The organism is Sphingomonadaceae bacterium OTU29LAMAA1 (assembly GCA_024072375.1).
Taxonomy (GTDB): Bacteria; Pseudomonadota; Alphaproteobacteria; order Sphingomonadales; family Sphingomonadaceae; genus Sphingomonas.
In genome coordinates this window covers 1,019,685-1,046,252 of sequence record CP099617.1, presented here as the reverse complement: position 1 = coordinate 1,046,252, position 26,568 = coordinate 1,019,685, and the positions used below count along the sequence as shown (strand labels likewise).

At 66.7% G+C, this 26,568-nt stretch carries 27 protein-coding genes and 1 other RNA gene; 19 read left to right on the top strand and 9 right to left on the bottom strand.

Annotation, left to right across the window (positions count from 1 at the left end; all coding sequences use genetic code 11):
• Nucleotides 1-4 precede the first annotated feature (4 nt).
• From NF699_05320 to NF699_05280, 9 genes are all read left to right on the top strand, one after another.
• Complete coding sequence (locus tag NF699_05320; GenBank protein USU06096.1) at nucleotides 5-1,039, top strand: AAA family ATPase; 1,035 nt, start codon at nucleotides 5-7, stop codon at nucleotides 1,037-1,039.
• Nucleotides 1,039-2,640, top strand: a complete 1,602-nt coding sequence (locus tag NF699_05315) for a hypothetical protein (GenBank protein USU06095.1) — start codon at nucleotides 1,039-1,041, stop codon at nucleotides 2,638-2,640. The genes NF699_05320 and NF699_05315 overlap by 1 nt, the downstream gene beginning before the upstream one ends.
• A gap of 10 nt (nucleotides 2,641-2,650) precedes the next feature.
• Nucleotides 2,651-3,901, top strand: a complete 1,251-nt coding sequence (locus NF699_05310; protein USU06094.1) for an AAA family ATPase — start codon at nucleotides 2,651-2,653, stop codon at nucleotides 3,899-3,901.
• Nucleotides 3,891-4,745: a DUF3473 domain-containing protein gene (locus NF699_05305; GenBank protein ID USU06093.1), complete on the top strand. Its 855-nt coding sequence runs from the start codon at nucleotides 3,891-3,893 to the stop codon at nucleotides 4,743-4,745. The genes NF699_05310 and NF699_05305 overlap by 11 nt, the downstream gene beginning before the upstream one ends.
• Nucleotides 4,742-5,785 carry a FemAB family PEP-CTERM system-associated protein gene (locus NF699_05300; GenBank protein USU06092.1) on the top strand — a complete coding sequence of 348 codons (1,044 nt, stop codon included), beginning with the start codon at nucleotides 4,742-4,744 and terminating at the stop codon, nucleotides 5,783-5,785. Before NF699_05305 ends, NF699_05300 begins: the two co-directional genes overlap by 4 nt.
• Nucleotides 5,785-6,954, top strand: a complete 1,170-nt coding sequence (locus tag NF699_05295; protein USU07010.1) for a TIGR03087 family PEP-CTERM/XrtA system glycosyltransferase — start codon at nucleotides 5,785-5,787, stop codon at nucleotides 6,952-6,954. The genes NF699_05300 and NF699_05295 overlap by 1 nt, the downstream gene beginning before the upstream one ends.
• Nucleotides 6,951-8,477, top strand: a complete 1,527-nt coding sequence (gene xrtA / locus NF699_05290) for an exosortase A (GenBank protein USU06091.1) — start codon at nucleotides 6,951-6,953, stop codon at nucleotides 8,475-8,477. Before NF699_05295 ends, xrtA begins: the two co-directional genes overlap by 4 nt.
• On the top strand, nucleotides 8,477-10,363 hold the full coding sequence (locus NF699_05285; GenBank protein USU06090.1) for an amidotransferase 1, exosortase A system-associated: 1,887 nt from the start codon (nucleotides 8,477-8,479) through the stop codon (nucleotides 10,361-10,363). Before xrtA ends, NF699_05285 begins: the two co-directional genes overlap by 1 nt.
• A gap of 287 nt (nucleotides 10,364-10,650) precedes the next feature.
• Nucleotides 10,651-10,845, top strand: coding sequence for a hypothetical protein (locus tag NF699_05280; protein USU06089.1), 195 nt, complete (start codon nucleotides 10,651-10,653; stop codon nucleotides 10,843-10,845).
• 150 nt (nucleotides 10,846-10,995) lie between these two features.
• Here NF699_05280 and NF699_05275 read toward each other — a convergent pair whose 3' ends face one another.
• From NF699_05275 to NF699_05260, 4 genes are all read right to left on the bottom strand, one after another.
• Entirely contained in the window at nucleotides 10,996-11,181 is a 186-nt protein-coding gene (locus tag NF699_05275) for a hypothetical protein (GenBank protein USU06088.1), read from the bottom strand.
• Nucleotides 11,181-11,606: an MAPEG family protein gene (locus NF699_05270; GenBank protein USU06087.1), complete on the bottom strand. Its 426-nt coding sequence runs from the start codon at nucleotides 11,604-11,606 to the stop codon at nucleotides 11,181-11,183. Before NF699_05270 ends, NF699_05275 begins: the two co-directional genes overlap by 1 nt.
• Nucleotides 11,607-11,860: 254 nt before the next feature.
• A complete protein-coding gene (locus NF699_05265; protein ID USU06086.1) occupies nucleotides 11,861-12,943 on the bottom strand; it encodes a deoxyhypusine synthase in 1,083 nt (360 codons plus the stop codon).
• A gap of 118 nt (nucleotides 12,944-13,061) precedes the next feature.
• Nucleotides 13,062-14,300, bottom strand: coding sequence for a type III PLP-dependent enzyme (locus NF699_05260; GenBank protein ID USU06085.1), 1,239 nt, complete (start codon nucleotides 14,298-14,300; stop codon nucleotides 13,062-13,064).
• A 139-nt stretch (nucleotides 14,301-14,439) separates the two neighbouring features.
• Between NF699_05260 and NF699_05255 the strand changes: the two genes are divergently transcribed.
• A complete protein-coding gene (locus NF699_05255) occupies nucleotides 14,440-15,399 on the top strand; it encodes a threonine/serine dehydratase (GenBank protein ID USU06084.1) in 960 nt (319 codons plus the stop codon).
• A 231-nt stretch (nucleotides 15,400-15,630) separates the two neighbouring features.
• Nucleotides 15,631-15,810: a hypothetical protein gene (locus NF699_05250; GenBank protein USU06083.1), complete on the top strand. Its 180-nt coding sequence runs from the start codon at nucleotides 15,631-15,633 to the stop codon at nucleotides 15,808-15,810.
• A gap of 171 nt (nucleotides 15,811-15,981) precedes the next feature.
• On the opposite strand, the gene NF699_05245 is transcribed toward NF699_05250, so the two are convergent.
• A complete protein-coding gene (locus tag NF699_05245; GenBank protein USU06082.1) occupies nucleotides 15,982-16,638 on the bottom strand; it encodes an alpha/beta hydrolase in 657 nt (218 codons plus the stop codon).
• A gap of 135 nt (nucleotides 16,639-16,773) precedes the next feature.
• Here NF699_05245 and NF699_05240 point away from each other — a divergent pair, with 135 nt between their 5' ends.
• From NF699_05240 to NF699_05210, 7 genes are all read left to right on the top strand, one after another.
• Nucleotides 16,774-17,790 carry an aminotransferase class V-fold PLP-dependent enzyme gene (locus NF699_05240; protein USU07009.1) on the top strand — a complete coding sequence of 339 codons (1,017 nt, stop codon included), beginning with the start codon at nucleotides 16,774-16,776 and terminating at the stop codon, nucleotides 17,788-17,790.
• Nucleotides 17,787-18,869 carry a cysteine desulfurase gene (locus tag NF699_05235; GenBank protein ID USU07008.1) on the top strand — a complete coding sequence of 361 codons (1,083 nt, stop codon included), beginning with the start codon at nucleotides 17,787-17,789 and terminating at the stop codon, nucleotides 18,867-18,869. The genes NF699_05240 and NF699_05235 overlap by 4 nt, the downstream gene beginning before the upstream one ends.
• Nucleotides 18,866-19,177, top strand: a complete 312-nt coding sequence (locus NF699_05230) for a 2Fe-2S iron-sulfur cluster-binding protein (GenBank protein USU06081.1) — start codon at nucleotides 18,866-18,868, stop codon at nucleotides 19,175-19,177. The genes NF699_05235 and NF699_05230 overlap by 4 nt, the downstream gene beginning before the upstream one ends.
• A 120-nt stretch (nucleotides 19,178-19,297) precedes the next feature.
• Nucleotides 19,298-19,600 (top strand): hypothetical protein, encoded by a 303-nt coding sequence (locus NF699_05225; GenBank protein ID USU06080.1) that lies wholly within the window; start codon nucleotides 19,298-19,300, stop codon nucleotides 19,598-19,600.
• A gap of 42 nt (nucleotides 19,601-19,642) precedes the next feature.
• Nucleotides 19,643-19,738, top strand: an RNA gene (ffs, locus tag NF699_05220) — signal recognition particle sRNA small type.
• Nucleotides 19,739-19,867: 129 nt separating this feature from the next.
• Nucleotides 19,868-21,511 (top strand): DNA polymerase III subunit gamma/tau, encoded by a 1,644-nt coding sequence (locus NF699_05215; GenBank protein USU06079.1) that lies wholly within the window; start codon nucleotides 19,868-19,870, stop codon nucleotides 21,509-21,511.
• Entirely contained in the window at nucleotides 21,508-21,831 is a 324-nt protein-coding gene (locus NF699_05210) for a YbaB/EbfC family nucleoid-associated protein (protein USU06078.1), read from the top strand. Before NF699_05215 ends, NF699_05210 begins: the two co-directional genes overlap by 4 nt.
• Before the next feature lie 248 nt (nucleotides 21,832-22,079).
• On the opposite strand, the gene mtgA is transcribed toward NF699_05210, so the two are convergent.
• From mtgA to NF699_05190, 4 genes are all read right to left on the bottom strand, one after another.
• Nucleotides 22,080-22,754, bottom strand: a complete 675-nt coding sequence (gene mtgA, locus NF699_05205; protein USU06077.1) for a monofunctional biosynthetic peptidoglycan transglycosylase — start codon at nucleotides 22,752-22,754, stop codon at nucleotides 22,080-22,082.
• Nucleotides 22,755-22,763: 9 nt separating this feature from the next.
• On the bottom strand, nucleotides 22,764-24,131 hold the full coding sequence (locus NF699_05200) for an FAD-dependent oxidoreductase (GenBank protein USU06076.1): 1,368 nt from the start codon (nucleotides 24,129-24,131) through the stop codon (nucleotides 22,764-22,766).
• 1 nt (nucleotide 24,132) lies between these two features.
• Nucleotides 24,133-25,038, bottom strand: a complete 906-nt coding sequence (gene rpoH, locus NF699_05195) for an RNA polymerase sigma factor RpoH (protein ID USU06075.1) — start codon at nucleotides 25,036-25,038, stop codon at nucleotides 24,133-24,135.
• 62 nt (nucleotides 25,039-25,100) lie between these two features.
• Entirely contained in the window at nucleotides 25,101-26,048 is a 948-nt protein-coding gene (locus tag NF699_05190; protein ID USU06074.1) for an RluA family pseudouridine synthase, read from the bottom strand.
• Nucleotides 26,049-26,065: 17 nt separating this feature from the next.
• Between NF699_05190 and NF699_05185 the strand changes: the two genes are divergently transcribed.
• On the top strand, nucleotides 26,066-26,473 hold the full coding sequence (locus NF699_05185) for a M67 family metallopeptidase (protein ID USU06073.1): 408 nt from the start codon (nucleotides 26,066-26,068) through the stop codon (nucleotides 26,471-26,473).
• Nucleotides 26,474-26,568 lie beyond the last annotated feature (95 nt).

The window sequence follows — 26,568 nt, the reverse complement described above, 5'->3', positions numbered from 1 at the left end:
CGATATGATGCACAAGCCCATCCGTCGCGAATCGCTGCTCGAGCGTGCGGCGCAGACCTATGACTTCGGATCGCAGCTGAGAGCGCGAGCGCCGCAGCATGCGCCGCTGGCGGACTTGCCGGCACCGGTGCGGCCCGTCGCCGATCCGGTCCCGGTTGTGGCCCCGGTCGCGGCCCCTGTCGCAGCCCCTGTCGCGGACGTGGTGGAGATGGATGCGACGTTCCTTGCCATCCCGCCCGAATTGCGGGCGCCGGTGGGACAGGAGCTGCCAGAATCCTTCTACGACACGCCCGAACTGAGCGATATCGCCACGATCGACCGCGGCATGCTGGCCGAGGCGGGCATGATCGTGCCGGGCGCACCCGTCGGGCCGCTGGCCGAGGAATTCCGGCTGATCAAACGCCAACTGCTCATCACGCGGGAACGGGTGGCGCAAACCGGGCAGGTCGACAAGGCACGGACCGCGCTGGTCTGTTCGGCACGACCGGGCGACGGCAAGACGTTCTGCGCGGTCAATCTGGCGCTGTCGATGGCGGCGGAACGGGATACCGAAGTGCTGTTGGTCGATGCCGATTTCGCCAAGCCAGACGTGCTGGCGCGATTGGGCATGGCGGAACAGCCGGGGTTGCTCGATGCGCTGGCGGACGGCCGGGTCGATGTCGAGAGCCTGGTGATCCGGACCGATGTCGGTGGACTGTCGATCCTGCCGGCGGGGACGAAGACCGCAACGGATACCGAATTGCTCGCGTCGGCGCGGACCCGCGCCGTGCTGGCGCGGCTGCTCGAGGCCAACCCGCGCCGCATCGTGATCTTCGACTCGCCGCCGGCGCTCGCGGCGTCCCCGGCCGCCGTACTGGCGATGCTGGTGGGGCAGGTGATGCTGGTGGTGCGGGCCGATCGCACGCCGGAAAACGAACTGCGCGAGGCGGTGCAGCGGCTGGATGGCTGTGACGAGATCGCGCTCGTGCTCAATGCCGTATCGTTCGTGCCGGGAGGGCACCGTTACGGCACTTATTATGGCCAGGAGTCAGGCAAGTGATGCGGGTTCTTTACGCGGGCGTCGCGCTGGGGGCGCTGATCGCCGGCACCGGCGCCGAGGCGCAGAGCCGCCGGGTGCAGGTGACGCCGTATATCGAGGTCGGGCAGGTGCTCGACGCCGATCTGAACAGCGGCGATGTGCTGACCTATTCGACGATCGCGGCGGGGATCGACGTAGCAGCCAGCACCGCGCGGGTTACCGGACAGCTGTCGTATCGCTACGAACGGCGCATCTCGTGGGACGACGACATCGGCGATGACGACATCCACACCGGTCTGGCACGCGTTTCGGCGCAGGTCGCGCGAGGCCTGACGCTGGAAGCAGGCGGCATCGCGACGCGGACACGCTCCGACATCCGCGGCGCCGCACCGGGCGTGCTGGTCGGCAACGTCGACAACATCAGCCAGGTCTATGCGGTGTACGGCGGACCCAGCTACGCCACCAATGCGGGTCCGGTCGCGATCGCGGCAAGCTATCAGGCAGGCTATACCAAGGTCGAAAGCCCCAGCTTCACGGCAGTGCCGGCCGGGCAGCCGCGGCTGGATTATTACGACGATTCGTTCGGGCAGGTCGCAGGGTTGAGTCTGGGCGTGCAGCCGGGCCAGATCCTGCCGATCGGTCTGACCGCCAGCGGCGGATGGGAGCGCGAGGATTCGGGCCAGCTCGACGGACGGTATGAAGGCTGGCGGGCGCGCGGCGACGTGCTGGCGCCGGTGTCCGCCAACGTCGCGCTGACTGCGGGCGTCGGCTATGAACGGATCGAGACGAGCAGCCGGTCTGCGCTGACCGATGCCACCGGCGTACCGGTGGTCGACCGCGATGGCCGGTTCGTGACCAACGAAGCCTCGCCGCGGCAGATCGCCTATCGCACCGACGGCGTCTATTATGATGCGGGCGTGATCTGGCGGCCAAACCGCCGCACCTCGGCGGAGGCGCATGTCGGCAAGCGCTATGGTTCGGTGAGCTATACCGGGCTGCTGACCTATCAGGCATCGGAGCATATCGGCTTTTCGGCGGATGTGTACGACAGCGTGACGACGTTCGGTCGGCAGTTGCGCACCGGGTTGTCGAACTTGCCCACCAGCTTCCTGTCGGCGCGCGATGCGTTCACGCAGCAGTTCAACGGCTGCGTCTTCTCGACCAGCGGCGCGACGCCGGGCGGGTGCCTGAACGACGTGTTCCAGTCGATCTCCACCGCCAGCTATCGCGCTCGCGGTGCGGATGCGGTCATGTCGGTAACACGCGGCCGGTCGATCTATGGCGGCGGCGTCGGCTATGCGAATCGCAAGCTGTTCAACCGTGAGAGCGTGCCCGGTGTGACGCTCTACGGCATCGAGGACGAGAGCTATTATGGCCAGCTGTTCTTCAATCGGACGCTGACGCCCGTGTCGACGATCGATGTCAACGCCTTCGTCAACTATTACGAATCGGGCGTCGCCCAATCGTTCGGCGTCTGGTCATACGGCACGACCGCCAGCTACGGGCACAGCTTCGGTCGGCTCACCACCTCGGCAAGCGCAGGCGTTTACGCGTTCGATACCGCCGATGTGGATACCACGTGGTCGGCGCAGGCTTTGCTCGCCGCGCGCTACTCGTTCTAAGGGCTGACGGATGTACGACGAGCATTTCGGACTGACGGGGCGGCCGTTCCAGCTGACGCCGGACGCGCGCTTCTGGTATGAGACGGCAACGCATCGCAAGGCGATGGCCTATCTGGGCTACGGCCTTGCGCAAGGCGAGGGCTTCGTCGTCGTCACCGGTGACATCGGCGCAGGCAAGACGACGCTGGTCGGGCACCTGACCGGCATGCTCGATCCCGCCGCGCTCAACGTCATCACCATCGTATCGACCGCGATCCCCGCCGACGACCTGCTGCGCATCGTCGCGACCGGGCTGGGTGTCGATCCGATGGGTCTCGCCAAGGCACAATTGCTCACCGCGATCGAACGCGGGCTGCATGCGGTGGCGCGATCAGGCCGGCGCACGCTGCTGATCGTCGACGAGGCGCAGGCGCTGCCCGTCGATGCACTCGAAGAATTGCGGATGCTGTCCAACTTCCAGGCGGGGGGACATGCGCTGTTGCAGATCCTGCTGCTGGGGCAGCCCGAATTTCGCGAGCGGCTGCACGGATCGGAGCGGCTCGAGCAGCTGCGCCAGCGCGTGATCGCGATCCACCATCTCGATCCGATGGAGCCGGGCGAGGTCGCCGATTACATCGCGCACCGCCTGTCGGTGGTCGGCTGGCAGGGGCGTCCGGACTTTGCCGACGATGCCTTCTCGGCGATGTATCAAGGGTCGGGCGGCGTGCCCCGCCGGCTCAACCAGCTTGCCGGACGCGTGATGCTGCATGCCGCGATCGAGGGGCTGGAGATGATCGACGCGCGGGTCGTGCGGAACGTGCTTCGCGATCTGCATGCCGACCTGCCGATGCTGGCTGCCGAGACGGGGGCCAGAGCCGAACCCGCACCGCAAGTCGCTCCCGAACCCGAGCACGCTGCACCCGAATCGACGGTGCGACGCTTCGTGCCGCGGACAGTGCAATGGCTCGAACCTGTCGTGGAGCCCGAGCCCGAGCCCGAGCCTGAAACCGCCACGGGGGGCATCGTCGTCGATGACGCGGCCGAACCGGTTGCGGAGCCGCTGCCCTCCACCCTGACCGAGGAGCGGATTGCGGCGCTGGAGACGCGCGTCGCCGAACAGGAAGCCGCGCTACGCCGGGTGCTGACGTTGCTGGTCGACTGGGTCGAGGCGGATCGCGGCGAGGTCGAGGCAGCTGCGGCAGCGGTGGTGGCCGGAGCGTCCGAGATCACCGACGACCACATCCCCATCCGCGCTCCCGCCGCGTGGGATCATGCCGCGTAGCGCCGTGCTCAACGGCCTGTCGGTCGATGTCGAGGAATGGTTTCAGGTCGGCGCATTCGAACGCGTGATCGCGAAGCGGGACTGGGACACGATCGCCAGTCGCGTGGAGGCGAACACCGGTGCGGTGCTCGACCTGTTCGCCGAAACGGGGGTGAAGGCGACGTTCTTCACGCTGGGCTGGGTTGCGCAACGGCATCCGCGGCTGATCCGGCGCATCGCCGATGCGGGGCATGAGGTCGCGAGCCACGGCTGGGATCACCAGCGCGTCTTTACGATGGATGCGAGCGCCTTTCGCGCCGATCTGGTCCGTGCGCGTGCGGCGCTGGAGGATGCCAGCGGGCAGGCGGTGACCGGCTATCGCGCCCCGAGTTTCTCGATCGACACTCGCAACCTGTGGGCATTCAACGAACTGGCCGAGGCGGGCTATGCCTATTCATCAAGTGTCGCGCCGGTGGTTCACGACCATTACGGCTGGCGCGACGCGCCGCGTTATGCGTTTCGGCCATTGAAGGATTCACCGATGATCGAACTGCCGGTCACGGTGGCGAAGATCGGCGCGAAGCATCTGGCGACGGGTGGCGGATTCTTTCGTCTGCTGCCGTCAGCGCTGACCGACTTCGCCGTGCGACAGGTGAATGGTGAGGGGCATGCGGGTATCTTCTATTTTCACCCTTGGGAGGTAGATCCGGACCAGCCGCGCGTCAAAAACGCGCCTTTGCGATCGAAAGTGCGGCATTATTCCCGTTTGGGCGCGATGGCGGGCAAGTTGCGCGGGCTGATCGCGCGGCACGATTGGGGACGGGTCGATACCGTGGTGGCTCGTGAAGCGGCATCGCTAGCGTGATCCCGCTGCTGGAAACGCCGCTCGGCGTACGTGAGGCCAACCTGTCCGACATCGGCGAGAGCGGTGCGATCGACGCGTTCGTGCGCGACGCGGCGGGCGCGACGCCATTCCATCTCACCGCGTGGAGCCGAGCGGTCGAGCGTGGCTGTCGGCAGCGCGCACGCTATCTGGTTGCCGAGCGTGCCGATGGCGGTATCGCCGGCGTCCTGCCGCTGACCGAGATGCGATCGCCCCTGTTCGGCAAGGCGCTGGTCTCGACCGGCTTCGGCGTCGACGGCGGTGTGCTGGGGGAGGGCGTCGACGCGCTTGGCTCCGGCGCATGGGAACTGGCGCAGCGGATCGGCTGTCCCGGCGTCGAACTGCGTGGCGGGCCTGCGCCCGGTGGCTGGGACACCGACGACACATCCTATCTCGGCTTCGTCCGCGACCTGTCCGCGACGGAAGAAGGCGAATTGCTGGCGATCCCGCGCAAGCAGCGCGCCGAGGTGCGGCGTTCGCTCGGCCTCGATCTGGAGGTCGTCACCGGCGGCGAGGCGCTGCTGGCGGAGCATTATCGCGTCTACGCCGAATCGGTGCGCAATCTTGGCACGCCGGTGTTTCCGGCCGCGCTGTTTCGCAGCGTCATGGCGGCGATGGAAGCCGACGTGCTGACCGTGCGCCACCAGGGCCGCGCGGTCGCAAGCGTGCTCAGCGTCTATTTCCAGGGAACGGTGTTTCCTTACTGGGGCGGTGGTACGGCAGCGGCGCGGACGTTGCGCGCCAATGACCGCATGTACTTCGCCCTGATGAACCATGCGCGCGGGCGGGGTTGCGCCCGGTTCGATTTCGGGCGGTCGAAAACCGGCACCGGCGCGGCGGCGTTCAAGAAGAACTGGGGCTTTACCCCGACCCCTCGCAGCTATGCCAAGCGTAGCGAAGGCGAAGCACGCGAGGTCAATCCGCTCAATCCGAAATATGCGCTGATGGTACGGACGTGGCAGCGATTGCCGTTGCCGGTCGCCAATATCGTGGGGCCGTGGATTTCGCGCGGGCTGGGGTGATGGAGCTGCTGTTCCTCGCCCATCGCGCGCCATTCCCGCCCGATCGCGGCGACAAGATCCGCAGCTATCACGTGCTGCGCTATCTGGCATCGCGAGCGAAGGTCCATCTGGTAGCGTTCGGCGAGACGGAGGCGGACTTCGACGTGCCGCCCGTACTGGCGGAGCGGCTGGCGAGCGTCGCGATCGTCCGGCGCGGCAAGGCGCAGGCGGTGGCTGCGCTGGAAGCGCTGGCGACGCGCAGGCCGGTATCGCTGACGGCCTTCGGATCGAAGGCGATGCACGATGCGGTGGCGCGGGTGCGCGCCGATGCGGTCTATTGTTTCTCGGGCCAGATGGCGCAGTATCTGCCGACGGACGTCCCCACGGTGATGGATTTCGTCGATGTCGATTCGGCCAAATTCGCCGGCTTTGGCGAGAGCGGATCGCTGCCGATGCGGTGGATGATGCGGCGTGAGGCGAGGATGCTGGGGGCGTTCGAGCGGCAGGTCGCGGGCAACGTCCGGGCCAGCGTGTTCGTGAGCGAGGCGGAGGCCGCGCTGTTTCGCAGCGGTGGTGGTCGGGGGCGGATCGAGGCGGTCGAAAACGGCATCAATGCCGCGGCGTTCGATCCTGCCCGCGCTCTGCCTTCCATGAGGACGGGAGAGGATAAAACGCCGCTGATCGTCTTCACTGGCCAGATGGATTACCGCCCCAACATCGAAGCGGTGACGTGGTTTGCCGCCGACGTCCTGCCGCTGCTACGCACTGGATTTCCGACGCTCCAATTCGCCATCGTCGGTCGTGCGCCGACGGCCGCCGTGCAGGCGCTCGCCGGCGATGATGTGATCGTGACCGGTGCGGTCGACGACGTGCGGCCATGGCTAGCGGCGGCCGATGTCTGCGTCGCTCCGCTCAAGCTGGCGCGAGGTATCCAGAACAAGGTGCTGGAAGCGATGGCGATGGCGCGGCCGGTGGTCGCGTCGGTAGCTGCGGCCGAGGGGATCGATCATGGCGGCACGTTGCAGGTTGCGGACGACGCGGCCGATCATGCGGCGCAGATCGCCGGATTGCTGAGCGACCCGCATGCCGCCGCTGCGCTCGGCGCCAGCGCACGGGAGCGGGTGCTGGCGCGCTACGACTGGGACGCCCGGCTGGCACCGCTGGACGCGCTGCTGGGACTGGCCGCATGATCGTCGCGCTGGCATCCGGACGCGACGCCGTGCCGGTCGGTGTATGGCGGCGGCACGGGATTGCGCTGGCGCTCGCCGTGGCTGCGATCCTGCTGCTGTTCCGGGAGGATGTCGCGCATCTCGGGTCGATCTGGTGGACCAGCACGACCTTCGGGCATTGCCTGTTCATCGGACCGGTGATCGGCTGGCTGGTGTGGCAGCGACGGCGTGAACTGGCGGCGTTGACGCCGGCGGCGTGGTGGCCCGGGCTGGCGCTGATCGCCGCAGGCGGCGCCGGCTGGCTGATGGGGCAGGCAGGGGCGGTCAGCTTCGCCCGGCAATTCGGCCTGATCGTCATGTTGCAGGGCGCGACCGTGACCCTGCTTGGTCCGCAAGTGGCGCGGGGGCTGTTGTTCCCGCTTGGCTATGCAGTGTTTCTCGTTCCGTTCGGCGAGGAGCTGGAGCCGCCGCTGCAGGCCGTCACCGTCAGGATCGTGATGCCGTTGCTGCATCTGGTCGGCGTGCCGGCGGAATCGAACGGCGTGCTGATCCACGCGGGCCGGTATTATTTCGAGGTGGCGGAGGCGTGTTCGGGCGCCAAATTCGTCATCGCGATGCTGGCATTCGGCATGCTCGTCGCCAACGTGTGCTTCGTATCATGGCGTCGTCGGGCATGGTTCATGGTCGCCGCGATCGTCGTACCGGTGCTCGCCAACGGCCTGCGGGCGTTCGGGACGATCTATGCCGCACACCTGACCAGCGTGGAGGCGGCGACGGGGTTCGACCATGTCGTCTATGGCTGGGTGTTCTTCGGACTGGTGATGGCGGCGGTGCTGGGCATTGGCTGGCGCTGGTTCGATCGCGCGCCGGATGCGGCGATGTTCGATCCCGCCGAACTGCCCGTACCGCGGCGAGGCCTGTTGGCATTACCGCTCGCGACATTGCTGGCGGTCGGCGTGGCGGGGCTGTGGCCGGCATGGAGCGCCGCCATCGCGCATCGTGCGACGCCGTTGCCGGCGCATATCGACCTGCCGCAGGTCGCGGGGTGGAGCCGCGTCGCGCTCAGCCGGGCGGCACCGTGGCAGCCGTATTATCCCGGCGCCGATCACAGCCTGTTCGGCCGCTATGCGCGGGCCGACGGCGCGGCGGTCGATCTGGCGATCGCGGTGTTCGGCAGCCAGGGTGAGGGCCACAAGATCGGCGCGTTCGGCACCGGCGTGATCCGCGAGGAGGACCGCTGGGTGCGAATAGCGGATACCGGCCCGATCGCAGGCGGATCGACCTTGCGGATGACGGCGCCGGGCCCGGTGGAGCGCGTCGTCGCGACATGGTACGTCGTCGGCGACAGGGTAACGGCGGACGAACGCGTGGTGAAGATCGAAACGATGAAGGCGAAGCTGCTCGGCGGGCCGCAACGCGCGGTGGCGATCCATGTGTCGGCAGAGGTGGTGCCGGGGCGTGATGCACGCGCGGATATCGCGGCGCTGGCGGCGGCAATCGGCCCGATCGGCGTGCTGGGCGACACCGCGGCCGGGCTGCGCTGATGTGCGGCATCGCCGGCATCTTCCATCCGGGTACGCCGAAGCCGGTCGACCCCGCGCGCATCGCGGCGATGATCGGCGCGCAGGCGCATCGCGGTCCTGACGGGGAGGGGGTCTGGACTGCACCCGGCGTCGGGCTGGGGCATCGGCGGCTGTCGATCATCGATCTGGAGGGATCGCCGCAGCCGATGCAATCGGGCGCGCTGACGGTGACCTACAATGGCGAGATCTACAATTTCGCCGAGCTGCGCACCGCGTTGGCGCAGAAGGGCGCACGCTTTCAGACGCGGGGCGATACCGAGGTGCTGCTGCACGGCTGGCGCGCGTGGGGGCCGGCGCTGCTCGATCGGCTGAACGGGATGTTCGCCTTTGCGATCCACGATGCCGATGCGGGGACGTTGTTCCTGGCGCGCGACCGGATGGGGGTGAAGCCGCTCCATTACGTCGAACTGTCCGATGGCAGCATCGCCTTCGCCTCCGAGCTGAAGGGGTTGCTTGCGCATCCCTTGCTACGGCGGGTGCCGGACGTGACCGCAGTCGAGGATTATCTGGCGTTCGGCTACGTCCCCGACGACGCCTGTCTGGTCGCGGGCGTGAAGAAGCTGCCGGCGGGAACGTTCCTGCACGTGCAACGCTGGCAGGGGATGCCGCGGCCGAAGCGCTGGTGGGACGTGAGCTTCGCCGATCGGGCGAACGGATCGGCCGGCGTGCTGGGCGAGGAGCTGCTCTCGCGGATGCGCGACGGGGTACGCAGCCGGATGGTGGCGGACGTGCCGCTGGGCGCGTTCCTGTCGGGTGGTGTCGACAGCTCCGCGGTCGTCGCGCTGATGGCCGAGGCGAGCAAGACGGCGGTGAAAACCTGCACGATCGGCTTCGACGAGGCGGGGCATGACGAGCGTGTCCATGCGGCGGCGGTCGCGCAGCGCTTCGCGACGGATCATCATGTGCAGGTCGTACGCTCGGACGATTTCGCGCTGATCGATACGCTGGTCCATCATTTCGACGAACCATTCGCCGATGGCAGTGCGCTCGCGACCTATCAGGTGGCGGCGCTGGCACGGAAAAGCGTTACCGTGGCGCTGTCGGGCGATGGCGCGGACGAGGCACTGGCCGGGTATCGCCGCTACAAGTTCCAGGCGGCGGAAGAGCGGGTGCGCGGGTTGCTGCCGCCGGCCTGGCGGAAGGCGGCGTTCGGGACGCTGGGCCGATATTATCCCAAGGCCGACTGGGCGCCGCGACCGTTGCGGGCGAAGGCGACGCTGCTGGCGCTCGGCGCGGATGGCGACGAAGCCTATGCGCGCGCGGTCGGCGTGACCGCGCCCGGGCTGCGCGCGCGGTTGCTGAGCGCGGAGGCGCGGGCGGCGCTGCAGGGGCATCGTGCGGAGGATCGTTATGTCGCTGCGATGCGGGCGGCACCGGCGCGCGATGCGATCGACCGCGCGCAATATGCCGACATCAAGATCTGGCTGCCGGGCGACATCCTGACCAAGGTCGATCGCACCAGCATGGCGGTGGGGCTGGAGGCGCGCGAGCCCTTGCTCGACCATCGGCTGATCGAATTCTGCGCGACCCTGCCAGCGGGCATGCGGCTGCGGCGTGGCGAGGGGAAGTGGCTGATGAAGCGCAGCCTCGAGCCTTATCTGCCGAAGGATATCCTGTACCGGCCGAAGATGGGGTTCGTTACCCCGATCAGTGCGTGGTTCCGCGGGGCGTTGGCGGCGGAGGCCGAGGGGCTGTGCCGATCACGAACGCTGGTGGAAAGCGGCTGGCTCGACATGAAGACCGTCGCCTCGCTGGCGGAAGAGCATCGCAGCGGGCGAGCGGACCACGGGCGGACGTTATGGCAGTTGCTGATGCTGGAGCGGAGCGCCAAGCGGCTGTTCGGGTGACCTCGCCCGCCGCCAATCAGCGTCGTCGTTACCATATCCGCTAACGTCCATTTGCAGACATCCGCTCGATCTGTGAGGATGTAGCGATGCGCTCATCCCTCCTTCTGACAGTCGCTTCGCTGACACTCCCGTCATGCGCATCAAGGGTAGTTCAACTATCTGCTGACCGATGCTGGTCATTATCGGCAAGCGACAGGGTTGAAGGCACAGCCCTCCTCTACGTCGCGTCTCCTTTTACCTTTCATGTCGGTCCGAAATTGTCGGGAGGTCCAGACTGCCCCCGCTATTTGATTAGCTTTGCCAACAAAGCCGTTGGTAGCGCCTATGCCGAGATCACGAACAAGCGAATGCCTGATGATCTGGAAGGGGGGGCGACCGAACGAACCGTCGCCTTATCGGGCGACGTCGAACGGGGGGATAAAAGAGAAGGCCTCACCATTGTTATCACTCAGCTTCGTTTTGCCAAGCGAACCGAACTATGATCAAAAAAAATGCGCTGTTCGTCGGTTTAAGACATATGGGTGCGGAAAGCAGTCGTTCCGCTTTCCACCAATTACGCATACTCACACCGCCGGCGATCGTTGGCCCCGTCATTCGTTGCGGCAGTGGGTGAGTGTGATGCGACCGGCGTCCTACCGCAACTTGGCGATCGACAGCCCGTCGGCCTTGGCGCGGTCCTTGGTCGATTCCTCGCTGCGGGTGAGGGCCTTGGCTATCGCCTTCAGCGCCATGCCCTTTTTCGCCAGCGTGTGGAGCTTCTGGATCTCGTCCTGCGTCCACGGTTGGCGGTGGCGTTCGAAGCCTTCTCCCTTGCCCATCAGAACACTGCCATCGAGGCATGGAGCGTGAGCGCGGCAAGCGCGACGGTGGAGGCGAGGTACAGCATGAAGCGAGGTCCTACCCGGTTCACCGTTGCCTGTACCAGCGAATGTAGCACCCGCAGAGCGACATAGACCCAGGCGACGGCCGCGTTGACGCCGTTGCCGGTGCCACTGAGCGCGATCACGGTGCAGATCGCGTAGAACAGCGTCGGCTGTTCCATCAGGTGATTGTGGTTGTGCGCGATCCACTGGATGTGGGGCGGCAGTCCGCGGTCGGCGTCGGCGGGCTTGCTGCCGACGAGCTTGCCGAGATCGATGCCGGCCGCCTTCATCGCCGGCAGGCGGGTGGCCATCATCCAGACGAGCATCACCAAGGTCCAGGCGATGAGCGCGACCATGGGCCGCAGGATTTCGCTGTGCATGATCTGGGTTCCCCTCCCGTTTTCCCGTTTTCGGAAGGGTGCATTAGTGATTGAGTGCGTGCAACTCATTCCTCCCCCGCCAGGGGGAGGTGGCAGCGCAGCTGACGGAGGGGGAGGTAAGCCGCATCCCCCCGTCATAAAATTCGTCGCTTACCTCCCCCTCCGTCACGGCTTTGCCGCGCCACCTCCCCCTGGCGGGGGGAGGAATGAGGAAGACAAACAGGGCGGAGTTTCCTCCGCCCCGCATCGTGCGCTTACTTGTCGAACAGCTTGCTCCAGCGGTGGACCGGGCGGTCCTTCCACAGGCCGCGGTGATAGGCGTCGGATGCGAGCAGCGGCATGACCGAGCCGGCCTCGGCGAAGACCATCTGTTCGATGCCGGTGTTGACCTTGCCCCAGCTCGCCGCCTCTTGCAGCGTCGAGGACGAGCAGGCGCCGTCGCGGACGTCGGCGACGGTGATCTGCACCGCGTATTTGTGGACCTGCACGTCGTCATGGCCGAGGATTTCGGCGCAGACGACGGTGTCCTGGATGAAGTTCTTCGGCACGCCGCCGCCGATCATCAGCAAGCCGGTGACACCCGCCTCGATCTTGATCTGCGTGAGTTCGCGGAAGTCGGCGACCGCGTCGATCATCAGATACGGGCGGCCAGCCTTGGCGGCATCGACCTGATGCTTGACGAGGCCGAAGCCGGCCGAGCTGTCGACGAACGCCGGGCAGAAGATCGGCACGTCATGCTCATAGGCGAGCTTGACGAGGCTGTTCTCCTTCTTGCCGTGTTCGACGAGGTACTTGCCCATCTCGCGGATGAATTCGCGGCTGGAATAGGCGCGCGGCTCGAGCGATTCGGCGATCTCGAAGATCGTGTGGTCGACGTTCTGGAGCGCTTCCTCGTCGATGTAGGTGTCGTAGATGCGGTCGATGTAGAGCGAGCGCAGTGTGTCGTCGTCGGGGATTTCGAGCGCCTGGAAGTGCTTGTGGCCGAGGCCTTCGAAAAAATCCATATCGACGATGGTCGCGCCGGTCGCGACGATGCCGTCGACCATGTTGTTGCGCACGAGGTCGGCATAGAGGTCCATGCAGCCGCCGGCCGAGGTCGATCCGGCGATGACGAGGAAGATCGAGCAATCCTTGTCGGCCAGCATCTGGTTGTAGATGTTGGTCGCGCGGCCGAGGTCGCGGCTGGTGAAGCTCATGTCGGCCATCGCATCGACGATCGGACGCGCGTCGAAGCTCTTGATGTCGATGTGCTTGACCTGCTTCGACAGCAGTTCGGCCTTGCGATTGTCGTTGATCGGCGCGTTCGCACCGGCGGTCTTGTTCAGGGTATCGGTCATGGTTCGCCTTTGGCTATCCAGAACCCGTCGTCATTCACTTACTTGGGGACGCGGAAACCCAAAGCCTCCCCTCCCGCCGCAGCGGAAGGGGGGAAGATCGTTCGTTAGTCGGCGGGCGTTACAGCTTGACGACGTTGGTCGCGCGCTGGTCCAGCCGGTCGTCCTCGATATAGACCGAGAGCATCGGTTCGTCATCGGCGATCACATTCTCGCTGATGCCGAAGCCGTTGAACTGCGTGCGCATCGCCGAGCCATAGGCGCCGAGCATGCCGATCTCGAAATAATCGCCGGTGTTGGTGTCCGCGGGCAGCGGGAACGGGCCGGCCATATAGTCGAGGTCGTCGCAGGTCGGACCCCAGAAGGCGAAGTCCATGTCGCGCGCGTCGCTGTCCGGTTCGCGGAGCAGCTGCACCGGATACTTCCAGCCGATATGCGCGGCATCGAACAACGTGCCATAGGCGCCGTCGTTGATGTACAGCTCGGTGCCGCGGCGACGCTCGACGCGCACCACGACCGAGGCGTATTCCGCGCACAGCGAGCGGCCCGGCTCGGCCCACAATTCGGCCGAATAGCTGATCGGCAGGCTCTCGAACGCGCGGTGGATCGTCTCGAAGAAACGCTCCAGCGGCGGCGGGGTCATGCCGGGATAGCTCGACGGGAAGCCGCCGCCGACGTCGATAACGTCCACGGTCACTGCCGCCTCGACGATCGCAGCGCGGGCGCGCTCCATCGCGTTGGAATACGCGTCGGGCGACATCGTCTGGCTGCCGACGTGGAAGCAGATGCCAAGCGCATCGGCGACCTGACGGGTCGCCATCAGCAGTTCCCTGGTCTCGCCGGGGCCGACGCCGAACTTCGAACCGAGGCTGAGCTTGGCATATTCCGACGACACGCGCAGCCGCACGCACAGCGTCAGGTCGGTCGCGCCACGGGTGGCGACGACGATCTTGTCGAGCTCTTCCATGCTGTCGAGCGAGAACGTCTTCACGTCATGGACGAAATACGCCTCGGCGATCGCCTCTTCCGACTTGACCGGGTGCATGAAGCAGCAGGTGGCATTCGGCAGCGTCGCCTTGACCAGACGCACTTCGGCGATCGACGCGGTATCGTAATGCGTGATGCCGTTATCCCAGAGGATCTGAAGCAGATCCGGGCTGGGGTTCGCCTTCACCGCGTACATCGAGCGGCCCGGAAACTTCTCGACGAAGAATCGGGCTGCCCGTGCCGCGGCGTGCGGACGAACGAGCGTGACCGGGTCCACCGGGCGCGCCTTGGCGATGTCGATGCCCCCGCGAACAGATGCGGTACGGGCGGTCGAGAGGGGCGCTAACCCCAGCGCGCTATCGTGCTTGGCCAATTCAAGGGACCTCCAATTGCCTTTCGGCATACGGTGACAAAAGCTGCCTTGCGGTTGGAAGTCCCATGGGGCAGCGGAAGCGCGATCTATGGTCGTCCGACCCCCATGTAAAGTGGGTTGGTGCACGAAAGGACAGATAGTGACGATTTTGCGACAGCCGACGCGGGCGGGGGTGCGGGATGCCGCCGAAAAGATCGCCCGCATCCTGCCGCCGACGCCGCTTTATACGCGTGAAATCAAAGGTCTAGACGTCGCGTTCAAGGCCGAATCGTTGCAGCCGATTGGCGCGTTCAAGATTCGCGGCGCGTGGCATCGACTGACCGCATTGGACGAGGATGCGCGACGTCGCGGGGTGGTGGCGTTCTCGTCGGGGAATCATGCGCAGGGGGTCGCCTGGGCGGCGAAACGGCTGGGGATCGCGGCAACGATCGTGATGCCCGCAGATGCGCCGCGTGCAAAGCTGGAGGGGACGCTGGCGCTGGGCGCGGAGGTGGTCCGCTACGACCGCGCGACCGAAAGCCGCGAGGCGATCGCCGGGCGGCTGGCGGAGGCGCGGGGCGCGACGTTGGTGCCGAGCTTCGACGACGCGTGGATCATCGAGGGTCAGGGGAGCGCGGGCATCGAAGCGGAAGCGCAGATGGTGGCGCTCGGGCTTGGGCCAGTGGTGCGGGCGGTGGTGCCGTGCGGCGGCGGGGGGCTGTCGGCGGGTATCGCGCTGGGACTCAAGGATGCGGCGATCACCGTGGTCGAGCCCGAAGGCTGGGACGACATGCGCCGTTCGCTGGAGGCATCGTGGATCGAGCCGGTCGGGCCGAACCCACCGCCGACCGCGTGCGATTCATTGCAGACGACGCGGGTGTCGCCGCTGACGTTCGACGTGCTGTCGCGGCGCGACGCGACCGGCGTGGCGGTGAGCGAGGCAGAGATTGCAAAGGCGCAGCGCTGGGCAGCGGAGCATCTGCGGCTGGTGATCGAACCCGGCGGCGCGGTCGGGCTGGCTGCGGTACTGGCGGGGAAAGTGGTGGTGGAGCCGGGGCTGCTGGTGGTGCTGTCGGGGGGGAACGTCGACATCGATGCTTATGCGCGGGCGATCGGCTGAGCGGACGTTACCCTGCCATTATGGCGGGGCTGTTAAAGAATGCTGCTCCCCTCCCTGCAACAGAGGGGCTGATGGTAGGTTGCTGCTTGGCGATATGGACGGGACGCGCTGGGTCTGAACCGTATCGCCCGGCTTCCACCCACCCCTGACCCTCCCTTGCAGGGAGGGGGGGAGGTTGCGTTTGATAGCGGGTGGCTCGACTTACCGGGGCAATCGCGGCACAATCTCCGCATGACTGGCCCCCTTGGATCGATCGCCAATGCCGCACCCGCCATTGCCATGCTGGGTTGCTTCGCCTGTCTGATCGGGGGCGGTGCGCTACTCGCGCGGGGCGGGGATCGAAAGAAGGCGGTGCTGTTGCTGGTGATGGCTGCGGTGCTGCTGGGCAACGTGGTCATCTGGCAGATGTAGCCATTCTTTATTCCTCACCCGCCAGGGGGAGGGGGACCGTTCGGCGTCAGCCGAATGGTGGAGGGGGAGGTAAGCGATGTCCTCTGTTATCGAATACGTCGCTTACCTCCCCCTCCGTCACCGCTTCGCGATGCCACCTCCCCCTCGCGGGGGAGGAATGGGCGACTGAGGTCACCGGATCGGCGAGTTCGGGTCGAGCCGCATATCCAGATACTTGTCCACCGAACGCATCAATTCCGGCGTCTCATTCTCGAAGAAGTGATTCGCCTTCGGGATCGTGTCGTGATGGATCGTGATGTGCTTCTGTGTGCGCAGCTTGTCGACCAGCTTCTGCGTCGCGCCCGGGGTCGCGACCTCGTCGGCTTCGCCCTGGATGATGATGCCCGATGACGGGCAGGGCGCCAGGAAGCTGAAATCGTACATGTTCGCGGGCGGCGCGACCGAGATGAAGCCGCGGATTTCCGGGCGACGCATCAGCAGCTGCATGCCGATCCACGCGCCGAAGCTGACGCCAGCGATCCAGGTGGTCGACGCCTCAGGGTGGAAGCTCTGCACCCAGTCGAGCGCGCTCGCCGCGTCGGAGAGTTCGCCGACTCCGTTATCGAACGTCCCCTGGCTCTTGCCGACGCCGCGGAAGTTGAAGCGCAGCGTTGCGAATCCGCGGCGCTGGAACGTCTTGTAGAGCTCCTGCACCAGCCGGTTGTTCATCGTGCCGCCCGCGCTCGGGTGCGGGTGAAGGATCATCGCGACGGGCGCGCGGGGACGGGGAGCCGGGGCGAAACGCCCTTCGAGACGGCCTTCGGGACCGGGGAAAATGACTTCGGGCATGAGTCTCGCCACGTAAGAAGGGGCGCGCTGGTGGAGCGCAGAATGTTGCGCGCTATATAGGGGTGACGCTCCCTTGCGCAATTGGAACGAATCCTGCCGAACCGTATCTATCTGGATCATGCCGCGACAACCCCGATGACCGCCGCGGCGCGCGACGCCATGGCGCGCGGGCTGACGCTGTGGGCGAATCCGTCGTCGCCGCATGCGGAGGGGCGCGCGGCTCGGGCGGCGCTGGAGACGGCGCGCCGGGATATCGCGACGGCCTACGGTTGGCGGGGCGAGACGTTGCTGACCGGCGGGGCGAGCGAGTCGCTGGCCATAGCGCTGGGTCGGACGACGTTGCAGCGGCGGCTCGTCACGGCGGTGGAGCACGATGCGGTGATGCGCGCGAGCGCGGGCGCAGATGTCGTGCCGGTCGGCGCGGACGGCATCGTCGATCTGGATGCACTCGCGGCAATGCTGGCGGCTGACCCGGCGCTGGTCTGTGTGCAATGGGCGAACAGCGAGACGGGTGTGCTTCAGCCGATCGCCGGAATAGCCGCGGTGGTGCACGATGCGGGTGGCAAGCTGCTCGTGGATGCGGCGCAGATGCCGGCGTCGGCGGAACTGGCGGAGATCGCCAATCTGGTCGCAGTGTCGGCGCACAAGCGCGGCGGGCCGCCGGGGGTGGGCGCGCTGCTGGTCCGCGATCTGGCGCTGCTGCATCCGAGCGGCGGGCAGGAGCGAGGCTATCGGCCGGGTACGGAGAATCTGCCGGGCGTGCTCGGTTATGCGGCGGCGCTGGCCGAGGCGGAGCCGGATCATTCCGCGCTGCGCGCGAGGCTGGACGATGCGATCGTGCGGTCGGGGGGCGAGATCGTCGCGGCGGACAGCCCGCGGCATCCGGCGATCGGATCGTACCGATTGCGGGGAAGCGCGGCAGCGGCGCAGCTGATCCTGCTCGACAGCGCCGGCTTTGCCGTCTCGGCGGGCAGCGCCTGTTCGAGCGGCAGCATGAAGCCGAGCCATGTGCTCGCCGCGATGGGCTGGAACGAGGCCGCCGGGCGTGAAGTGATCCGCGTGAGCTTCGGCCGGACGACGACCGAGGGGGAGGTCGACGCGTTCATCGCCGCATGGCGTCAGATGGCCCGAACGACCCGGCGCGCAGCGTGATCTATCTCGATTATCAGGCGACGGCGCCACTCGCGCCCGAGGCGTTGGCCGCGATGCTGCCGTGGTTCGAGACGCAGCATGCCAATCCCCATTCGGCGCATCGGCCGGGGCGGGGGGCAAAGGCCGCGGTCGAGGTCGCGCGGGAGCAGGTGGCCGCGCTCATGCCGAAGGGCGGGCGCGTGGTGTTCACGAGCGGCGCTACGGAGGCGCTGAACTGGGCGATCAAGGGCATCGGTCGTGCGACCGTCATAGCCGCGGCGACGGAGCATGCGGCGGTGCTGGATACCCTGGCGTCTCGCGAGTTCGGAGAGCGCGGGATCATTGGCGTCGATCGTGACGGCATGGCTGATCCGGCGCTGCTCGATGTGATGTTTACGCCGCGCCGAGAGGCGCAACTCGCTGCCGTGATGCTGGTGAACAACGAAATCGGCGTCATCCAGCCCGTCGCCACGCTGGCACAGGCGGCCCATGAGGCCGGCGCGCTGTTCCTGTGTGACGCGGTGCAGGGGTTCGGACGCGTCGCTATTCCGGCCGACGTCGACCTGATCGCGATGTCGGCTCACAAGATCCACGGACCCAAAGGCATCGGCGCACTGTGGATCCGCGACGGCGTGACGCTCGATCCGCTGCTGCATGGCGGCGATCAGGAGGGCGGACGGTCGGGAACGCTGTCGCCGGCCCTGTGCGCCGGCTTCGGCGTGGCGGCGCGTTTGATGGCGGAACGGGGCGAGGCCGATGCGGCGCATGTCGAACGGCTGTGGGCGCTTGCGGTCGGGCGGCTGCGCGGCTGGACGATCAACGGATCGGTCGAACTCCGCTATCGCGGCAACCTCAATGTGCGGCGAGACGGGCTGGATGTGGCGCGGCTGATGTCGGATTGTCGCGACATCGCCTTTTCCGCGGGGTCGGCGTGCGCCAGCGGGTCGGGGCGGTCGAGCCATGTGTTGCGTGCGATCGGGCTAAGCGATGCGCAGGCGCGCTCCAGCATCCGGCTGGGCTTCGGGCGGTATACCACCGAGGATGAGCTTCGCACCGGGCTGGATGCGATCGTCGCGGCGGCGGATCGGCAGCGGTCGTGATCCGGGTACGCTTCGTCGCCGCAGATGGCAGCGCGAGAGAGGCGGCGGGGGTGGAGGGCGCACGCCTGCTCGATGTCGCGCAGGCGGATGGCCAGCCGCTGGAGGGGACATGCGACGGCGATCTCGCCTGCGCGACATGCCATGTCGTCGTCGCTGCGGAGGATTTCGCGCGACTGCCGCCAGCCAGCGAGGAGGAGGAGGATCTGCTCGACCTCGTTCCCGCGGCAACGCGGACGAGCCGGCTGGCGTGCCAGATCAGGCTGACGCCGATGCTGGACGGGCTGACGGTGTGGGTGCCCTCGATCTGACCGGCACGCTGCGGCAGCGAACCTGACATTTCGACAACGGCGAATTCAGGAACCGTGCATGGCGGCGGCGCGATGGTGCGTCATGCCCGGCTGGCCGGGTGCGTGAAAGGAGTATCCATCATGAAGCTGATTGCATTGTTCAGCGCCGCAGCGCTCGCCGCGGGAACGCTCATGACCCCGGCACCCGCCGAGGCGCAGCGGCACGGCTACGAGCGCGGCTACGATCGTGGAGATCATCGCGGTTATGATCGCCGCTGGAACCGGGGGCCGGACCGGCGCTGGGATCGTGGCCGGCATCGCGGCTACGACCGCGGGCGGGGCTATGGCTATGGACGTGGCGGCTACGGTCGCGGTCGTACCGTATGTCGGGTTCAGCGTGGCTATTACGGGCCGGTGCGGCGCTGCTTCCGCGTCTATCGTTGATCTGATGGCTTGATCCCGCCGCCCGACCCCGCCATATGCGCCGCGGGAGTCGGGCGGACGTGGTCGTCGCCAACCCGGTCAGGTCCGGAAGGAAGCAGCCGCAACGATTTCGCCGCGGGTCGTCCCGGCTCCCACCGCAAGCCGCTGCTTGCGCGGCCAGCGGCGCCAAGCGCCGTCTGACGTCATGGCTTTGCCATGACGCGCCAAGTACCCCGCACCCCACCAAGCCCTTCGACACCAGCGCCCCCGCATCCTATATGCGTCGCGATGGCCGATTCCTTCGATCTGGGCGAACCGCCGCAACCCGCGGCAGCGACCCCGTACCGCGTGCTTGCGCGTAAATACCGTCCCCAGACCTTTTCCGAGCTGATCGGGCAGGACGCGATGGTCACCACGCTGGGCAATGCGATCAAGCGCGACCGGCTGGCGCATGCGTTCCTGATGACCGGCGTCCGGGGAGTCGGCAAGACGTCGACCGCGCGGTTGATCGCCAAGGCGCTGAACTGCGTCGGACCAGACGGGCAGGGCGGCCCGACGATCGATCCCTGCGGCGTCTGCGAGCCCTGCCGCGCGATCGCCGAGGGGCGGCACATCGACGTGATCGAGATGGACGCCGCGAGCCACACCGGCGTCGACGACGTGCGCGAGATCATCGACGCGGCGCGCTACGCCGCGGTGTCGGCGCGCTACAAGATCTATATCGTGGACGAGGTCCACATGCTGTCCAAGAACGCCTTCAATGCGTTGTTGAAGACGCTGGAGGAGCCGCCTGCCCACGTGAAGTTCCTGTTCGCCACCACCGAGGTGAACAAGGTGCCGATCACGGTGCTGTCGCGCTGCCAGCGGTTCGACCTGCGGCGAATCTCGGCCGAACAGCTTGCCGCCCATTTTGCCTTCGTCTGCCGCGAAGAGCAGGTCGAAGCGGAGCCGGAGGCGTTGATGCTGATCGCGCGTGCGGCGGAAGGATCGGCGCGCGACGGATTGTCGATCCTGGATCAGGGCATAGCACATGCGGGACTCGAAGGCGGAGGCGTGACGGCTGACGCCGTCCGGCAGATGCTGGGGCTGTCCGACCGCGGCGCGGTGCGCGATCTGTTGGGACTGGTGTTGGCGGGTGATGCCGCCCCGGCGCTCGCCAGCTTGCGACGGCAATATGATTACGGGGTCGATCCGCAGTCGGTGCTGCGGTCGATGCTGGAGACGGTGCACGGCATCACGCTCGCCAAGGTCGGCACCGCCGAAGACCCGGCGCAGCCGGCGGAGGAGCGCGCGGCGCGTTCGGAATGGGCAGCAAAACTGTCGTTCCCGGCGCTGCACCGGCTTTGGCAATTGTTCCTGAAAGGGCACGACGAGGTCGCCAGGGCAGCCCTGCCGATCGAGGCGGCCGAGATGGCGTTGCTGCGTGCGATTCACGCCTCGACACTCCCGGATCCCGGTGAACTGGCGAAGCAGATCGCGAGCGGCAAGCTGGGCGCGATGTCCGCGCCGGCGGCTGCGCCCGCTCCCGCGCCGGCGACCCCGGTCGCGGCGGACAAGCCGGGGACGCCCACCGACTTCGCCGCGCTGGTGACGCTGCTGGAAGACAAGGGGTATCATGCGGTCGCGGCGCAATTGAGCAACGGCGCACGCGTCGTCCGCTACGAGGCTCCCGAGCTGATCCTGAGCGGATCGCGGCCGATGTCGGCGGATACGCTGCGCGATGTCGCCGATGCGCTGAAGAAAGCGACCGGCTCGGTATGGAAGATCGCCTTGGAGGATGCGCCCGGTGCGCCTACCTTGCGCGAGCAGGCCAAGGCCGATGAAGAGGCGACGCGTCAGGCGATCCTCGATACGCCGCTGGTGAAGGCGGCGTTCGCGGCTTTCCCGGAAGCTGAATTGGAAGCCTGGCCCGGCAAACGGAGTATCGCATGAAGAATCTCGATGAAATCCTCGCGATGGCGCAGAACGTCCAGAGCGAGTTGCAGAAGGCACAGGACCAGCTCGACACGATCGAGGTCGAGGGCGTGTCCGGCGGCGGCCTCGTCAAGGTGAAGGCGAGCGCCAAGGGCCGCATCATCAACATCGCGATCGACGATTCGCTGATCGAGGTATCGGAAAAGCAGATGCTCGAGGATCTGCTGGCCGCGGCGTTCAACGACGCGCGGACCAAGGCGGATGCGGTGTCGGGCGCCGAGATGTCCAAGATGACCAGCGGATTGCCGCTGCCGCCGGGTTTCAAGCTGCCGTTCTGATATGTGGCGTCCCTCTTCCGCGAGGGTGAGATGGTCGCCGAGCTGACGGAGAGGGGTAGGCGAAGAAGCTCCCCTCGATCATTCGGCTGGCGCCAAATGATCTCTATCCCCCTCGCGGTGGAGGAGCTTGGAATGGTGCCGCCTTATCGCTCCCCCCCCGCGAGGGGGAGGCGGCGCGGCGTAGCCGTGACGGAGGGGGAGGTGAGCACTGGGTGCGCGGTCTGGGGAAACCTCGACCCCGACCAAACTCACCTCAAACAGCCGTCCAACCCACCCCGCCGCACCACGCCGACGTAGCGCGCCAGCGTGTTGCCGTGGCGGCGGACGAAGCCGCGGGGGTCGATCGCCGCGCGTTTCTTGGGCAGTGGCAGGACGGCGGCGATGCGACCGGCTTCCGTCGGCGACAATCGCGATGCGTCGTGGTTGAAATACCGGATCGCCGCAGCGTCCGCGCCATACGTGCCGATGCCGGTCTCGGCGATGTTGAGATACACCTCCATGATCCGCCGCTTGCTCCACAGCGTCTCGATCAAGACGGTAAAATAGGCCTCGAACGCCTTGCGGACATAACCACCGCCCTGAAACAGAAAGGCGTTCTTCGCCGTCTGCTGGCTGATCGTGGATCCGCCGCGGATACGGCCGCCCTTTGCATTGCGATAGGCGGCGCCGGCGATCGCGCGAAAGTCGAAGCCATGATGTTCGCAGAATCGTGAATCCTCACCCGCGATCGCGGCGCGCGCCATGTCGGGGTCCATGTCCGACAGCGGCATCCAGCGTTTGGTGACGCTGCGACCGCCGGCGAGATCGCCCGCCATCGTCCATGTGAATGGCACCGGCACGAAGCGGTAGAGGCCGACCCACAACATGCTGATGCCGACGAAGATCAGGCCGGCCTTGAACAGGGTGCGGAGGATGCGGATCATCGCCGGCTTCTAGGGGGCGGCAGCGGTCGGCAGCAAGCCCAGGATCGCTTCGGCGGCGTCGATGCCGGTGCGACAGGCACCGTGCGCAGTGGAGAAGTCGGTCGAGGAGCAGGCTTCGCCGGCAAAGAACAGGCGATCGTCCACCGGTGTGGCGAGCGCTGCGCGTGCGCCTGCATGCCCGATCCGGGCGTGGCTGTAGCTGCCATGGATGAACGGTGTCGTGCGCCAATGGGTAGCCGCCAGCGGGGTCAGGCGATCGCGCCAGCCGCTGCCGAGCAGGCCGATCAGTTCTTCCTTCGCAAAGTCGGTAGCTGCGTTGGCGTCCGGCATCGCTTCGGCACAGGCGCCTCCGAAGAAGCTTTCGATGATCGGCAAGCCGAAAGGGGAGAGGCGGTGACTCGCCGTGCAGGAAGCGTGCGGATTTCCCACGAGGTGAGCGTTCGCCGGCCATGCCGGATCGTCCACCGCGAAGAATACCTTGTCCGCAAGGCCGAGCGGAAGGGCGGCAGCTGCATCCTGTTTGGCGGGGAGCGGCGGGTCGAACGCGATTGCGGCATATGCCGTGGTCGGAATGGCGAGGATGATGCGATCGGCTTCGATCGTGCCGGTGAGGGTCTCGATGCGAAGCGTGTGCCCGGAGTGATCGATGCGGGTCACGGGCGTGTTCAGACGTATCGGGACGCCGACGGCATGGTGGAGGATGAGGGTCCCATAGCCGGCGGGCAACGCCCAGTTGTCGTCCGTCGCGGCATCCTCATACGCGGCCCAGTCGTGCAACGAGACCTGATCGAGCGGCGCGCCATTGGCGTAACCGGAGATGGCTTCGATCATCGGACGCCATGGATCGTCTGCGGCGACGAAAGCGGAGAGTGGCTGGTCGGGGCCATCCAGCGCGGCGAGCGCGGCGTCATGCCAGCGCTGATACGCCGCAGTGGAGGCCCGCTTCTCGTCGGGTGGGAAATGCAGGTCGTTCCACTGGACACCCCAATTGGGGCATGATCGATCGATCACGAAGCCGTCGCGTTCGGCAATGGCGGTCCACGGATTGCGATCGGCGGAGTGCAGCCAGCCACAGCCGAGATCGATGGTCGGCTCCCAGGGCCGAACATCTTTCGTCGCCCCGGACATGTTGTCAGGTCGACCGGTCCCCAAGGGGGCCGCTCGAGCCTCCTGCTCTTCCGCCGACCGTGACGCAGACTCCGGGCCATGCGCGGGTTTGCCGCAAATATTGAACAGGCTCTGGAGCCTGACACTATACGCCCGTCCGCCGAGCCGGTCCCCCGCCTCGACCAGAAGCACATCCTCACCGGCATCCTGCAAACGGCGCGCCGCAGCGATCCCGGCCGCACCGCCGCCGATGACGACGGTGCCGACCATCTTACGCCGCCGCGAGTAGCCGCTTTTCGCCGGCGATACGCATCATCGCCTTTTGCAGCTTCTCGAACGCCCGCACTTCGATCTGGCGGACGCGCTCGCGTGACACGCCATACACCTGGCTCAGCTCCTCGAGCGTCTTTGGATCGTCGGTCAGCCGGCGCTCGGTAAGGATATGCTTCTCGCGATCGTTGAGATCATCCATGGCCGACACCAACATGCCGTGGCGGACATCCGCCTCCTGCGCTTCGGCGACGACGGTGTCCTGCAACGGCGCGTCGTCCTGCAGCCAATCCTGCCACTGGCCCTCGCCATCCTCGCGCATCGAGACGTTGAGCGAGGTGTCGCCGCCCATCGCCATGCGACGGTTCATCGACACGACGTCGCTTTCGGCAACACCCAGATCGGTGGCGATCTTGGTGATATGCTCAGGCTTCAAATCGCCGTCCTCGAACGCGTCGAGCTTCGACTTCATCCGGCGCAGGTTGAAGAACAACTTCTTCTGCGCCGCGGTGGTCCCCATTTTCACGAGGCTCCACGACCGCAGGATATATTCCTGTATCGAGGCGCGGATCCACCACATCGCATAGGTGGCGAGGCGGAAGCCACGATCGGGCTCGAACTTCTTGACGCCCTGCATCAGGCCGATGTTGCCCTCGCTGATCAGCTCGGACGTCGGCAGGCCGTATCCGCGATACCCCATCGCGATCTTCGCCACGAGGCGGAGGTGCGACGTGACGAGCTGCGCCGCCGCATCGGTGTCGCCATGCTCCTGAAAGCGCTTGGCGAGCATGAATTCCTGCTCGGGAGCAAGAATGGGAAATTTCTTGATCTCGGACAGGTAGCGGTTGAGGCTCTGCTCCCCGCCGAGGGCAGGAATCGTCGCGGGGACGTTGCTGCGGGCTGCCATGATCTGATCTCCCTTTCTGCGGAGGCGTATCGTCCCGCACTGCGGCGACGAACGGCTCGAACCTATACGTGAAGCTCGCTGAACAGTTCCTGCATGTCAGCAGGCATATCGCTATCGAACGCCAAAGCGGTGCTTTTCACCGGATGAATGAACCCCAGATGCGCGGCATGCAAGGCCTGCCGACGGAAACCCAGGGTTTCGAGCAGCGCTTTTTGAGCACCCTTTGTTCTACCATAAACCGGGTCGCCCAGCAAGGCATGACCGATCGAGGCCATATGGACACGCACCTGATGGGTCCGCCCCGTCTCCAGCCGGCATTCCACCAATGCCGCATCGCGCAGCGTCTGCATCGTGCGGAAATGCGTCACCGCACGTTTGCCGCCCTGCACGATCGCGATCTTCTTGCGATTGGTGGCGGAGCGCGCGAGCGGCGCATCGACCTTGCCTTCGGACGGGCGGGGCAAGCCCCCGACGATCGCGCGATAGCGGCGGTCGATGCTGTGATCGTGAAACTGGCGAGCCAGCCCCTCGTGCGCGCGGTCCGTCTTGGCGGCCACCATCAGCCCCGACGTGTCCTTGTCGATGCGATGGACGATACCGGGGCGCGCGACGCCGCCGATGCCCGACAGGCTGCCGTCGCAATGGTGGAGCAACGCGTTGACGAGCGTACCGTCCAGATTGCCGGCGGCGGGATGCACGACGAGGCCGGCAGGCTTGTCGATGACGATCAGATGTTCGTCCTCATAGGCGACGACCAGCGGGATATCCTGCGCCTCGTTGTGCGGCAAAGTCGGCAGCGGGACGATGACCGACAGGCGATCGCCGGCCGCGGCGCGCTTGGCGGGATCGCGCACCATCTGGCCGTCGCGCGTCACCGCGCCGCTGGCGATCAGCACCTTCAGTCGTTCGCGCGACAAGGTCGGCACCGCGTCGGCCAGCGCACGGTCGAGCCGCCAGCCGTCGGCCGTGGTGGCGATGGTCGCCTCGATGATGGAAACCCCCCGGTCCATGTCCTACGGATGTGGGCATGACGGTGACGATTGCAAGCGACCTGATCGATCGAATCCTGCACGACGCGGCAACCTCGCCGATGGTGGAGATATGCGGGCTGCTGTTCGGGAGCGAGGGGGCAGTCACGGCGGTGCAACCGTGCCGAAACGTCGCCGCCGATCCGTCGCGATGGTTCGAGATCGATCCCGTGGCGCTGATCGCGGCACACCGGCGTGCCCGGGAAGGCGGGCCGCGCATACTCGGACATTATCATTCGCATCCCGGCGGCGTGCCGATGCCGTCGCCGCGCGATGCCGCGCACGCGCTCGCCGATGGTACTTTATGGCTGATCGCAGGGGCGGGCGAGGTGCGATGCTGGCGTGCGGTGGACGACGGGACGGTCGAGGGGCGGTTCGATCCGGTGACGATGATCCCGGCGCCCTGACCCGGCGCCACAACAAGGGAAACGATCGGGGCAGCCGTGTTCGCTTGCCACCGCGAGTCGCGTCCGCCACAGAAGCGACAGGATTCAGGGGATCA